The sequence below is a fragment of the Lentilactobacillus fungorum genome, from assembly GCF_016860605.1.
In the GTDB taxonomy this organism is placed as follows: Bacteria; Bacillota; Bacilli; order Lactobacillales; family Lactobacillaceae; genus Lentilactobacillus; species Lentilactobacillus fungorum.
In genome coordinates this window covers 193,611-207,778 of the sequence record NZ_BNJR01000012.1, presented here as the reverse complement: position 1 = coordinate 207,778, position 14,168 = coordinate 193,611, and the positions used below count along the sequence as shown (strand labels likewise).

At 39.8% G+C, this 14,168-nt stretch carries 10 protein-coding genes; 8 read left to right on the top strand and 2 right to left on the bottom strand.

The features are described from left to right. Window positions 1-3: 3 nt before the first annotated feature. Window positions 4-2,058 carry a CocE/NonD family hydrolase gene (locus YK48G_RS06605; RefSeq protein WP_203629926.1) on the top strand — a complete coding sequence of 685 codons (2,055 nt, stop codon included), beginning with the start codon at window positions 4-6 and terminating at the stop codon, window positions 2,056-2,058. A gap of 99 nt (window positions 2,059-2,157) precedes the next feature. Here YK48G_RS06605 and YK48G_RS06600 read toward each other — a convergent pair whose 3' ends face one another. Then, window positions 2,158-3,393, bottom strand: a complete 1,236-nt coding sequence (locus tag YK48G_RS06600) for an MFS transporter (RefSeq protein ID WP_203629925.1) — start codon at window positions 3,391-3,393, stop codon at window positions 2,158-2,160. A gap of 198 nt (window positions 3,394-3,591) precedes the next feature. Beyond that, window positions 3,592-5,625 (bottom strand): right-handed parallel beta-helix repeat-containing protein, encoded by a 2,034-nt coding sequence (locus tag YK48G_RS06595; RefSeq protein ID WP_203629924.1) that lies wholly within the window; start codon window positions 5,623-5,625, stop codon window positions 3,592-3,594. 156 nt (window positions 5,626-5,781) lie between these two features. Between YK48G_RS06595 and YK48G_RS06590 the strand changes: the two genes are divergently transcribed. The 7 genes from YK48G_RS06590 (at window position 5,782) to YK48G_RS06560 (ending at window position 14,121) form a co-directional block, all read left to right on the top strand. After that, a complete protein-coding gene (locus tag YK48G_RS06590) occupies window positions 5,782-6,969 on the top strand; it encodes a helix-turn-helix domain-containing protein (RefSeq protein WP_203629923.1) in 1,188 nt (395 codons plus the stop codon). A 642-nt stretch (window positions 6,970-7,611) separates the two neighbouring features. Next, window positions 7,612-8,562, top strand: a complete 951-nt coding sequence (locus YK48G_RS06585) for a ketopantoate reductase family protein (protein WP_203629922.1) — start codon at window positions 7,612-7,614, stop codon at window positions 8,560-8,562. Window positions 8,563-8,587: 25 nt separating this feature from the next. Then, complete coding sequence (locus tag YK48G_RS06580; RefSeq protein WP_203629921.1) at window positions 8,588-9,409, top strand: MetQ/NlpA family ABC transporter substrate-binding protein; 822 nt, start codon at window positions 8,588-8,590, stop codon at window positions 9,407-9,409. Continuing rightward, a complete protein-coding gene (locus YK48G_RS06575; protein WP_203629920.1) occupies window positions 9,403-10,455 on the top strand; it encodes a methionine ABC transporter ATP-binding protein in 1,053 nt (350 codons plus the stop codon). Before YK48G_RS06580 ends, YK48G_RS06575 begins: the two co-directional genes overlap by 7 nt. Next, window positions 10,448-11,107 (top strand): methionine ABC transporter permease, encoded by a 660-nt coding sequence (locus YK48G_RS06570; RefSeq protein ID WP_203629919.1) that lies wholly within the window; start codon window positions 10,448-10,450, stop codon window positions 11,105-11,107. The genes YK48G_RS06575 and YK48G_RS06570 overlap by 8 nt, the downstream gene beginning before the upstream one ends. A gap of 818 nt (window positions 11,108-11,925) precedes the next feature. Further along, window positions 11,926-13,362, top strand: a complete 1,437-nt coding sequence (locus YK48G_RS06565) for an APC family permease (protein WP_203629918.1) — start codon at window positions 11,926-11,928, stop codon at window positions 13,360-13,362. Next, entirely contained in the window at window positions 13,363-14,121 is a 759-nt protein-coding gene (locus YK48G_RS06560; protein ID WP_232365301.1) for a M15 family metallopeptidase, read from the top strand. Window positions 14,122-14,168: the final 47 nt, after the last annotated feature.

The following is a 14,168-nucleotide window of genomic DNA, read 5'->3' as shown; positions in this document are numbered from 1 at the left end:
TAATTGAAATTTGATTATTACCAAACCGGTATTAAAGAAGCAACTTTTTCGATTGAGGGCACAAGCATTCAAGTGCGAAAAAATGCGGTAGATGGTGAGTGGCAGGCTTTTGAGGGTGAGGTTGAAGCGGATTACACCGATAGATTGCACTTCAATTTAAGAGAAGCTGTTGAAAAACTTGTAGACAAGCCGGAATTATCCGCAAAGTTACGGGCGGGTAACCAATTTACCACTCAAACTGGCGAGAGTTATCAACCAACGTCTAACAAGCACCTGTGGATTCAACGAGAGAAGAAGCCGGCCGTTAACCTGATTGTTGATGACGGCCACCTTGTTGGACTGCAAGTGGCAGTTCGAAATATGGGAACGGTACTGATTCAACCAGGGTATGAACAAGCAACCGTGCTGGCAGATTGGCAGCGAGCCGGCCTGCTACTCACGACGCCGCTTGAAATTAAGCCTCATTTTAAAGCGATGGTGCCAATGAGGGATGGCGTCGAATTAGCAACTGAAATCTTTATTCCTGATGATGGCAAGAAAACTCACAGTGTGATTTTGGGTCGGACGCCATACGGCCGCCAAATGTTCTATCGCGATTATGAGCGCTTTGTCCAACGGGGCTTCGTGGTCGTTCTTCAAGATGTTCGCGGGCGCAATGACTCACAGGGTGATTGGCTGCCAATGTATTACGAACGCGAAGATGGCCAAGATACGATTGAATGGATTGCCAAGCAGGAGTGGTCTAATGGCAACGTCGGCATGATCGGCGGTTCATATGGCGGCTACGTCCAATGGGCGGCCGCCTCGTCTGGCACCCCTCATCTAAAAGCGCTGGTTAGTATTGTGACAGCTGGTGGCCCCTTTAATGACACAATTTATAAGAACGGCGCGCCAATGTCGGGCAGTTTGGCCTGGTTCTTTTCGACTGCCGAACGGCAATTTCACCCGGAGAAGATGCAGCGGGATGATTGGGATGAGCTCATGCGCATTCGTCCTTTAAACATGATTCCGGTAGTTGGTCTGGGACACGAAATCCCGGGGTTCTCTGAGTTTATGAAGCATAAAAAGTATGACGCATTTTTGGCACAAATGGACTGGAAAACGCGAGCAGATCAAATTAACGTGCCAGCGCTAATCCAAAGTGGTTGGTTTGATGATAATGGTGTTGGGACGACCGAGGCAATTCGGGTAACTGATCGGTATCCAAGCGGCCAACGAAAACTAATTTTAGGGCCATGGGTACACAGCGGGAACGCCCAATATGATTTAGGTCCGGTTCATTTGGGTGAACATGCCCTGCGCTTTGATATTGATTTGCAGCACGTCAGGTGGTTTGACCACTTCTTGAACGGCGTTGATAACGGAATTAATGAGGAATCGCCCGTTGATTACTATACGTTAAACGCGGACAAGTGGCGACATGCTGAACAATTTCCACCTAACAAGCAGTCGACTAGTTGGTACTTGGATTGTCAAAAAGGAACGTTGCTATCAGAAAAGCCAACATCACGAAGTACGGCTGGGTTCGGTTATGATCCAAAGCAGCCAACTCCACATTTGATTGATGTCTCTCAAAATGAACTGGAATTTCCGAATGACTATGCAAAAGTTGAAAATCGGGATGATGTGCTAACCTTTACTAGCGAACCCTTAACGAAGGAATTGACCATTACGGGTTGGTTTAAAATCGTCTTTTATGCCAGCTCATCGGCTGTGAATACGGATTGGGTTGTCCGGTTAACGGATGTCTATCCTGATGGCCGTTCAATTAATATTGATGATGGTGTGATGAATGCGATCTTTTTTGATGGACAGGATAAGCCAAAATTACTGAAACCCGGAAAGGTTTATCAGTTTGAAGTCGAAACGCAAAAGACATCCATTCAACTAGCTCCTGGCCATCGTTTGCGACTAGACATTGCGAGCGCAGCAAATAATTTAGTGTTCCCTAACACCAATACAGAGGCCGGAGCTGATGGCAACCACCCGGTTGTAGCGCACCAGGTGATTTATGGGGGTGGGGAGTATCCGTCGCGGATTATGTTTAATCGAGATTAAGAATTAGATACAATCAAAAAAATGACATACAGTTATGTTAACTAGTGGTTAAATTAACATAACTGTATGTCATTTTTGATAGTTATTGATTAATATAAATTAATGAACCTTTTTAATCATCAAGATCAGAATTGCTCCCACCAAGCACATAATTCCTGCAGCTGGAAGCATCATGCGATAGCCAATTGCGCCAATAATCATCGAAGCAACAATAGGGCCAAAAACCTGACCAAGTGAATTAGCGAGGTTTACAATTCCTAAATCTTTAGCAGCACTATTGGGATTCGGTAAAACGGTTACATTTAGAGCCTGGTCAACGGAGTTATACATTCCCATGGCTGCACCGCTTAAACCGGCATACACGAACATGGTCCAAGGCGCTGGATCAATTGCTGGAACAGCGACACCAAGCCCCATCACCAGTGTCGAGATTGCAACTAAAAGTTTTAGACTGTGAAATTTGTCAGCAAGGGGTCCACCAATAGTGGCAAACGCTACACCTGCTACAAGTAAAATAATAGACATGATGGAGAGATTGTGAGTAGCATTAGCGTCAGATAATTTCATGTAATCTGTAAATATATATAATTGATAACCAGTAATAATGAATTGAGCTGAAACAAATAGTAGTTTACCAATAACAGCCAAGTAAAAATCTCTAATATCACCGTGGATTGGAAAAGAAAAGGCCTCTATTAATTCAGATCCATGTAGTTTTGTAACAGTTTCTCCTTTATTGCTACCATTGCCAACAAGAAACAATCCAACTAAGGTGAAGACGATTTCAAAAACCATAAATATATAAATACCATTATTAACATTAGTAATATACTGTGAGGCAATCATAGTTCCAACTGGAGTTCCAATGTTCATGCCAACACCGTAAAACGCTGAAATTGATCCTCTATACTTCTCGGGTGCTTTATCTGCAATGAAGGCAACTAGTGGCGCAACCATCATATTTAATGCCACTTGAAAGAGTGACCAGTTGATAATAATTCCAGAGATAGTGGTAACTTTGGTTAGAAAGTAAAAGCAAACAAGGGTACTAATCATTCCCAAAAATATCCATGGATTTCGTTTGCCCCAGCGGCTGGTTGTTCGATCGGACAGGGCCCCTTCAATGATATTGGCAATCGTGGCTACTACCATTGCAATTGTTGCCAGTAAAGCAACAATTTGAACTTTTTGATTGGGAGCTATCTGCTGAATTTTCGCAGGCAATAATGTCGAATTAACTCCTAGATAAGGGACTAACCATCCCAACAAGCCAAAAAGCAGTCCAAATCCCAAGCGATAGGGGAACTTAGATGCGGTATTTGTTTCGTTTTCCATAATATAATCCTCCTCGTATTACTAAAAATGCATGCTGTTGTGCTATTCGTCGTATTAAAATGACAATATTTACAAAAAGATTCTTACTAGCGCAAGTATTGAGTCTCAGTCTTCCTAGCAAGAATCTTCTTGTAATAATCGATATTGTTATTAAGAAATTTTCAATATTTGATTGTTAATTATTAGAATCTTAATAATCTAATTTGACCATAAAGTTTCACTGGCAGCTTTACCGGATACAAACGGCCCAGGAATCGTTGAAATACCACGATGATTTCCGAAGTAATCTTCATTAAAGATAATGTCGTCACCTTTAGGCGTTTCGTAACGTTGTTCTGGTTCAAATGCTTTTCCTAGCGTATTAGTCGTGATAATGCCTCCGAAGTAGTCACCAATAAGGTCATATAAGTTAGTTTTAATTGTGACCTTGTTATTGTCGGACACGAGATCGAATGTAACCTGATCGCTGGTATTAACCAGATTATCCGTTTCTTTCTTCCAAGCTTTGGCACCGTTAAAGTACATATTACCTGCTGCCCAAACCGGCAAATGACCAAAGTGGGCACTCATTAAGTCCCACATGTCGTTTTCTTTTGTAATCGTACCGTCAAATTTCTTGAATTGTTCATACCATTCGTCATAAGTTGGATAATCATCAAAGCCGTTGGTCCCGACTTGTTCTGTATCTTCAGCTTCTCTATCAACAAGCGTTTCTTCTCCGGTTTTTTCAACTGGCCAGTTCTGAATGAAAATATTGTTATAAAAGCGATCATCACCGTGCAAAATGGTCATAAAACCAGCGACTTCAGTTCTGTGAGGAATATGATAAGGCGTGAATCTGGGTTGGTTCTTGCCGTCCACAAAGAAGTCCGTATTGGCACCAATTGAAGTAATTGACCCCAGCATCAAGTTGTGAACACAAGCAACTCCCTCCGTTGCAAGTCTTAGGGAGGCTTTGGATAGTAGTAAATTATTATCGATTAGAGTTGGACCGTGACCAACTTCAACAAAAATATCTTGGCTTTGCATTGCACCAACAATTCGTGTCGCTGTCCCGTCTGGCGCATAGTTGTGATCTAACAGATTTTGAGTAATCCGGGTTCCCTGAGCTTCCCAGTCAGTCCAAATCCCCATTGTGCAGTCATGAATATGGTTGCGGCGAATAATCACATCAATTGCGGCGTGCATTTTGATACCGGCAATTTCGGCGCCAGCCAATTCCTGCATGTTGTTAATATCGTGAATATGATTGTCTTCGATGATACTAAAGACACCACCTTGGCGGCCGACAATCCCGTCTTGTTCACAGTGATGAATGTTGCAACGTCGGACAATGTGGTGACCGATATTTTCTTTCAGCCAACCATGGTATTGACCACGACAAACCGCGTCTCGTTCCATTTGGGTTGGACTCTTAACATGTTTATATGTGAAGTATTGATCGTTATCGGGATCGCGATATTTCCCAAGTGAAATCCCGGCACAACGGCTATGGCTGATTTCGCAATCTTCAATAATCCAGTTCTTTGCCCAGTGGGGACCAATCATGCCATCTTGGTAAGAAGCTGGAGGTGCCCAAGTTGTTGCCGCTTTGTTGATTTTAAAGCCACTAACCGTAATGTTATTAATGCCCGTTGCTTGAGGCATGAAGACTTCGCGGCGGACGTTGATTTCAACATCTTCTTTATTTGGATTTTGCCCTTGAAAGTTAGCGTAGATAATGGTTTCGTTGGCCTTATCATCTTGTTCCGTATACCACTTATAGATGGAATTCTTTCGCTCCCACGAACGGGCATAGACTTTTGCGTCGATGCATGCTTGTAGAGAGGCAGCTTCATAGAACTGGCGGTCGTTCATATACACGGCACCGGTATGTTTATCGACCGGGCCAAAATACCAATCGCCCATGACAAAGGTTTTATAGGGGTTGTAATCGCCAAAAAGACTATTATTAATCCGGCAAATCCAAACGTTGTCTTGATATTGCTTCCAGGTTGTCACTCGTTCAGCCCCAGTGATCACGGCGCCTAGTGGTTCAACGCTGCGGTAAGTAATCCGAGCTTCATCAGTGCCACCGTTAATTGGGTTAACATATTCCCGGTAAGTTCCTGGAAACACCAAAACGTCATCGCCAGGATTGGCAATTTTTGCTGCCTCATTAATTGATTTGTAAGGGGTTTCTTTAGTGCCGTTGCCGTCACGTACCGCGGCTGCATTAACATAAATTTTCACAACAAATTCCTCCTCGTAAAAAATTTTAGATATACCTTTTAGCCATTTTGAGTTGGCGTAGTAAACGCTTACAAGAAACAGTATAATTAAGCAGTATTGAAATGACTTTAAAAAATATCCGACTTTTTGAATAATTATTAAGGAGGAGTTAAAGCTATGACACTCGAACAGCTATACATAAGTTCATTGAACGTTCCGGCAATTGAAATAAAAATGGTTAATCAAAGACCAAATATCGAATTTAAAAAGGGGAAGATTTTGGCTAATTCATACATTGCCATGTTGAAACACATGCCAAAACGGGATGGCTTCTTGATACTAGAGCATACTCAAACACTGTTCACTTTTTGCTTCGTAAAGAATGATATTATTTATTTAATTGGTCCTGAAATTATTAACTATAATGAGTCAGGGAAACGTTTAAACTTAAATTCAAAGATTATTTATTTGTCAAAGCAGCTTAATACAACGATTTTGGATAAACAGCAATGCTATCAACAAATTTTATTTTTTTCGCAACTCATTAAACTGCCGGTGAGATTGGAAAACATTGATAGTGCCTTTGAACGAGCGATTCCTTCAGATCAGCTTGACGATACAATTGCGGCTGTGACCTTTAATGATGACGGTGTCCATATTAGTTATCTGTATGAGCGGGCATTAAAAGCTGCCGTTGTTTTAGGTGATCCTTCAGCTATTCATTCTGCATTTATGGCCTTAATTAACTCTGGAAGAATCGGGATTTTATCAGATAAAGGGAAGCTAAGAAGCATTAAAAACTGGGCAATCATCGTTGTTTCTGTGACGTTGCGCTCCGCCATTAATGCTGGGGTGGACTATGAACAGGCTTATTCGCTGAATGATCAATATGTCAGAACGATTGAATCGCTTACCGCATTTGATGATGTCATGCAAAAGATTGAAGAAATTTTAAAGGATATCGCTCGGCGGGTGCGATTGCTTAGAAACGCTCATCTTTCCAAAGATATTCGTTATATTTACCAGATTATTCTTGATTCCCCAGAAATTAAGTTGACGGTTCCAGAACTAGCCAATCAACTGGGGTGGTCACCACATTATTTATCAACCCTTTTCAAACAAGAGGTTGGCGTTAGTATCTCTCGATTTAGAATACTGGTTAAAATTAATCGTGTCATTCAGCTTATGTTGACAACCAATTTACCGTTATCAGAAATTGCTGCTCAGTTGAACTTTTCTGATCAGGCACATCTTTGTCGTGATTTTAAGGCGCTGGTCGGTGTGGGGCCCAATAAAGCTCGGAAAAATCCGCATTATACGGAAAATTGGAATATGTATGATTTCATGAATATTAATATTGGCTGATGTTTAACTTCTATTGGCTAAGATTGCTTTCGTATTTTTGTATATTATCAGTTAATGAAAGAAAAAATTGAAGGGTAAATAAAAAATTCTGAATTAGGAAAAATGACTAACAAGTAAAATGATGTGTTGCAACCAACTTACAAGAAATCTCAAGTGCCAGCGTGAAAAATTCTATTTTTAACACTGGAGACTTGAGATTTTTGGCATTAAGAGAAAAATTAGAAGGATTAAGAAAATAAATTATTGTGGCAAATGGGGCTATTTTTCTAAAAAAGGCAACTTGACAATAGTAAGTTGCGATATTAGAATGATGCTAATTTAATTAAATCTTTGAAAGATGAGTACTAATTATTGAGATGAAACAGAGAGCCGCCATAGTGCTGAAAGGTGGACTTCGATAGATTGGGAATATGGTCTTTCGCTCTAAGATATGGTGCTTTTGTGACGTTTGCTTGCGTCTTGAAAGGATCATCGGTGTGCTCGTTATGGCATGTTGTGAGTGGGTGTAGCAGTTATTTGCTATGCCAATTAAGGTGGTACCACGGTAATTCGTCCTTTATCCAATTCTTGGATAAGGGATTTTTTATTGCTTTCATTATTGAAAGCATAGGTGATATTTTGATATAAGGAGGGTAATTATTCATGCATTATGCAGTGTTAGGTTCAGGAGCCATGGGATTAAGATATGGTATTCTGCTTCAGCAGTCAGGTCAACAAGTTGATTTTATCGATACTTGGAAGGACCAGGTTGAAACGATTGCTAAACAAGGTGGGGTATATGTTTCTAGAGATGGTCAAAATCGACACTTTGTTTCTCTAAAAGTTTGTTACCCCGAAGATTATCAAGACACTCCGGATGCATTCATTATTTTTACTAAACAAATGGGTTTGCAAGAAATGCTGGATCGATCATGTCATTTTTTTCATAAGAATCAATATGCAATTACTTGTATGAATGGTATGGGCCACATTGAAAAAATTAATCAATATTTTGATCCTGACAAAGTTATTGCAGGAACCGCAATGATTGGAACTGTCTTAAATGGCGCAGGAGACATTGATTTCATTGGTAAAAAAGGTACAGGGACAATCAATCTGGTCAATCAAACCGAAAAAGATACTAAATTTACAGACCAAGTAATGGCTGAATTTGCAAAAGCCGGGCTTGGACCTACGCTTACTCATAATTTTATGGGGACGCTCATGACAAAGGTTATCTATAACTCTATTGTGAATACACTTTGTTCGATGTATCAATTAAAAGAAGGGGAATTCATTTCCTCACCAAACGCCAAAAAATTGATTACGAGATTAATTGATGAAGCATTCCACGTCTGTGATTTAGCAAATATCAAACCGCTCAATAACCGAGATGAGGAATTTGAAATGATTGTTCATGCAACTCGGGATGTAACACCGCTTCATTATCCATCAATGTATCAAGACATTAGTAAAAATCGGCCAACAGAAGTGGACTACATTAATGGGTATATTTACAAATTAGGTAAAAAATACGGATACAACGCTCAAGCACATGACTTTTTGCGCGATTTAGTTCACTTAGCAGAACATGCAGAAAAAGTTGCTCAATAAAAATCAATCATTGGAGAGAATTAATATGAAAAAAACACTCACAAAAACAACAGCACTCATTTTTTCACTATTCGGAATAATTTTATTTCTCACGGGATGTGGTAATAATTCCTCAAAGCCGCTTAGTACGAAAAGCATCACGGTTGGCGTAACGGCAGGACCCCATCAGCAAATCATGGAACAAGTTAAAAAGATCGCTGCAAAACATGGGTTAACAATTAATATTAGGTCATTTACGGATTATAATACGCCTAACTCGGCTTTAAATTCTGGTGATATTCAAGCAAGTTCTTTCGAAACCGGACAATTTTTGAAACAACAAATGGCGGATAAAAACTATAAATTTGTAAAGGCCTTTAAGACGGTAGCACTTCCTATGGGGATTTATTCTAACAAGATAAAAAATCTGAAAGATTTAAAGACCGGAGCAAAAATAGCGGTTCCGAACGATGCAACTCAAGAAGCCAGAGCGTTGCGAATTTTTCAAAAAGCGGGTGTCTTGAAACTGAAGTCTGGACTTGGATTGAAAGCTACCAAAAATGATCTTGCGGCTAACCCTAAGAAACTAAAAATTTATGAATTGGATGCTTCTCAAATTCCTAAACAACTAAATGAGTTTGATGCCGCAGCGATCAATAGCAATTTTGCTTTAGACAATAATATGACTTTAAAACAAGCAATAGCTCATGAGCCTTTAAAGAATAATGCATGGCCAAATTACTTTGTTGTTAAGGCTGGGCACCAGAATGATAAGGTTGTTAAAAAGATTGAGAAGTATTATCACTCAGACGCAATTAAAAATTATGTAAATAAAGAATTTAAGGGGGCGCTTATTCCAGAATGGTAGAGCAAACAGATGCAACTATAATTCAGTTTAATGGGGTTAGTAAAACATTTGCTGCAAAGAATAGTGCTCATGAGGTTAAAGCTGTCCAAGATGTTTCGTTTTCAGTTAAGCGCGGAGAGATATTCGGTGTTATTGGTTATTCAGGTGCTGGGAAAAGTACCTTAATCAGGATGGTGAATGGTCTCGAAACGCCAACTAGAGGTCGAGTTATCGTTAATAATCGAAATGTTGCCAGTTTGAATTCAAGTGATTTACAGCAGTTACGACATAGGATTGGCATGATATTTCAAAATTATAATTTATTAAAAACGGCAACTGTTTATCAAAATATATTTTTACCACTTAAGTTAGAGAAAATTCCGAAAGACGAAATTAAGACCCGAGTTGAAAAATATCTTAAAATTGTTGGGCTTTGGGATCGAAGAGATAGTTATCCTAACCAATTATCCGGCGGTCAACGACAACGAGTGGCAATTGCTCGGGCGTTAGCACATGAACCCAATGTGTTGTTATCGGATGAAGCAACTAGTGCTTTGGATCCAGAAACGACTGAATCAATTTTAACTTTATTACAAGATATTAATAAAAAATTAGGGATTACAATTTTCCTGATTACCCATGAACTTGAAGTGGTTCGTGAAGTTTGTGATCGGGTTGCATTGATGGACCAAGGAAATTTGATTGAGATTGGCAATACTATCGATATTTTTACACATCCTAAAAATGAGATTACTAAGCGGTTTTTAGGAGCTAGCGATTCTCTCGGGGTCCCCAAGGACTTATTAGCTTCCGAAGGAAAAGATAATCGATTATTATTACTGCAATTTGTTGGTGAACAGGCCAAAAAACCAATTATTGCAACGTTATCGGATAAGTTTCATGTTAAACCGAACATTCTCGCTGGGTCAATCAGTTATCTAAAGGGTAAACCATTTGGAAAACTTTTAATTTCTTTAGATATACAAGATCAGGAAATGCTCAAGAAGGAAATTGATTATATCCAAGATCAAGGAGTCGTTGTTAAAGAGGTAAATAGCTATGAATAATTTTTTTAGTGAATGGGGATCAACACTTATTACAGGATTATCAGCCACATTGGCAATGACGATTGTGACTCTGATAATAACTGTTATCATTGGCATTCCGCTTGGCATACTTTTGGTTGAGACAAACGTAAGTGGTATGTATCCAAACAAAACTTTTCACGCAATCTTGGAAACAATTATTAATGTTTTGAGGTCATTACCATTTATTATTCTTTTATTTTTAATTTTACCAATTACTCAAATTATAGCTGGAACAACAATCGGTATTCGCGGTGTTATTTTACCCTTAGTTGTTTACTGTGCACCGTATCTTGCGCGATTAGTAGAGTCTTCTTTATTAGATGTCGACCCAGGAATTATTGAAGCGTATCAGTCGATGGGAATTAAAAATAGCAAGATTATTTTTTCGATTTTACTAAGAGAAGCAAGAGCCGGATTAACCCGGGCTTTAACTATTTCAACTATTGGATTGATTGGTGCTACTGCAATGGCCGGGCTTGTTGGTGCTGGTGGACTCGGTGATATTGCATATCAATATGGATTCCAGCGTTATCAGCCGGATATCATGTATGCATCAATTTTGGTATTAATAGCCGTGGTTCAATTAGTGCAAAGCTTTGGAAATTGGTTGGCAAAAAAGTTGGCTAAATAATTGTGGATCTTATCATAACTTCATAAACATCGATATCAGCTAATATTAAATTTCTATTAGACATAGACAGCACAAAAAGCAGTAGGAATTGTTCACTAAACAATGTTCTACTGCTTTTTTCAATACATACAGTTACACTTTATCAAACTCCCCAGCGAGTAGTAGCTAAGTAGGCAGCTAAAAATGCCCCCGATTATGCTAACCTTAGTTCACAATTATTAGAGGGCATTTAAAAAAAGCTGGTTACCGCAGAATTATTAACCTTTGTCGGCAGAGCAAATAAGCTCCTGACTATTTTTAATTTGGGAATTGGTCAATTGAAGAAGTTCTGTGAATAGATGGGGACAGATACTTATAGCAATTCAAACCGCTGATTTTAGCGTTTTCCATTAATTAATCAGATCATTGATGGCTTGGTTCAGTTTGGACTTCTTAAGTATTTGTGTTTTCCCTAACTCGATTTCCCTGGCACTAGCCAAAAATAAACAATCTATCATTTTATGGACAATTTTCCTTGGTTATTAAGTTATTTAGCTTGTTCTTACGAATAAAAAAAGTTTTCTAACATTAGTATGAAAAAAGTAAAAAGAGTATCTATACATATTTGCTACCTTATAGTTATAACATGGGCAACTTTCAACCTAAGATTTTGTTCAGAAACACCTAGAACAACAGTAATTCTAACTTCACACTACCATGATATGGTATTCGGCTTGAATGAATAAAGATTCATTGACTTCTCTTCCCGGCCTCCCTAAGATACACATAATTACAAAGTAAGTTGTTTATTGGAAAGATACTTGGTAGGAGGCTAATCTATGGAAAGTTCGCTAAAGCGTAATATCGGATTTTTAGGTCTCGTTTCACTCGGAGCTGGTGGCGTCATTGGTAGTAGTTGGATTTATACCAATAGTCAATTCTTTAAGTCCTATGGTGCTGGTGGCGAAATCTTTGGGCTATTGGTAGCTTCCGCACTAGCAGTTCTGGTTTCACTATCATTTGCCGAATTATCGACAATCTTTTCTAGATCAGGTGGCGAAGTAGTTTATGGCTATGCGGCCTATGGTAAAAAAGGGGCACTGTTTGCTGGTTGGGCTCTCCTAGGCGCTTATATCAGTACATTAGCATTTTACGTAACGGCATCCAGTCTATTGATATCGACCATCTTTCCCGAAATCGCAACTGGACCATATTATTCATTTGCCGGTGTCCGGGTGCATTTTACCGAACTGGCGATTGGTGTTGGGATGATGCTATTGGTTTTTGGAATGAATTATTTTGGCGCTCAGTTAACTGGCAACATTCAAATAGTTTTGTTCTTGTTGCTGATTAGCTTAGGACTAGCCCTCGTTGTTGTTGGCTTTTCAAAGGGAACGGTTAATAATTTCATGCCGGCTTTTTCTGATGGACAGGATAAGTTCACTTCAATCTTTCGATTTATTTTACCTGCAATGACGTTTCTTACGGGATGGGAATCTGTTGCAATCATGGCTGAGGAAGCAAAAATTCCTAAGAAAAAGATTGGATTGGTCGTCATTTTATCGATTGTTATTGCTGCTTGCTATTATATTGCTGTCTTATTATCGTCTGCTTGGATTTATCCATGGCAAAAAACCGCTTCAATGCAAATGGGAACAATTGATGCATTTAAAGCGGCGGGATTTCCAATTCTGAGTGTTTTCGCTTATGCCATTTCATTTTTAGGCTTGGCTACGAGTGCAGTAACGTTATTTGCAGCGGCGCCAAGGGTCATTTTATCGCTGGCACGTGGTCGGATTATTCCCCAACTATTTGCTAAAACCCATCCAAGGTATGGAACTCCAACCAATGCGTTGTGGCTGGTGTTGGCGTTAGTTCTTGGCCTCGGCTGGTTGGGCAAGGGGACACTGGTCTATTTTCTGGATATGGGTGGCTTTTTGATTGCATTAGCTTGGTCGTTCAGCACATTTTGTCTGTTAAAAATTAGAAAAAACTATTCAGAACTAAAACCGGGATTTAAAAATAAGCATCTCATATATCCAAGTCTAGGTGGAATTGTTGCCCTAGGAATTGCAATTTTTACGCTGATCCCTGGGACACCAGTCTCCTTAGTTTGGCCCTATGAGTACGTGATTTTGGCAGTCTGGTGTGGTTTGGGGCTATTCAGTTATTTAGCTCAAAAGAATGAAACTTCAATCTCAGAGGAATTCTTGGGTCAGCAATTCAAATTACCGATTCAAGATCATTTGTCGGGTAGTAATAAGGAGGCCTTGTAGATGCAAGAGATAGCCGTTGATCAACCAATTCCAATGGCAGATCAGCCATGGAACTGGGAGCTGTCACATGAACCCTTGATTAAGGAATCCGGTGAATCACTTATTAATGCTAGCTTCTACCCGGAAAAAGTGTTGGCCTATCCAGCCTACTTTTACCAAGGAATTACCGGCGCAATTCCGCCAATTTTTATCCGCCAAACCGTTTATGACAAATTAGTGGCGGCAGCTGCCAACTTGCCCACGGGATATAAATTTGTGCTATTTGATGTGTGGCGATCTAATGAGACGCAGCAAAGTTTATTTGACACCTTAAAGAATCAGCTAGGTACTTTGTATCCTGATTTATCTGCCGCAGACTTAACCGCAAAGACACTCATTACGGTGGCGCCGCCTTCTAGCGATCCTAAAAAGCCTTCGCCACATCATACAGGTGGTGCAGTTGATCTAGCCATTGTTGACCAAACAGGTCACTTATTGGATTTTGGTACGCCATTTGATGATCATACTGAAATGGCTCGGACGTCATACTTTGAGGAAAAATTAGCTAGCGGCACCTTGACTGATGAGGAAACCTTGATGCTTACAAACCGGCGGCTGCTTTATCATTTAATGACAAACGTTGGGTTTACCAACTATACGGATGAATGGTGGCATTATGATTATGGTAATCAAAACTGGGCGTGGAAGTCTGGCAGTGAATTTGCCATTTATGGACCAACGAAGCCCAAGTTTCCATGGCGAGATCCATTTGAAAAGTAGCGCTGGTTGGCGGTATGACCAACTAAACCGACGTTCATTAGACTAAC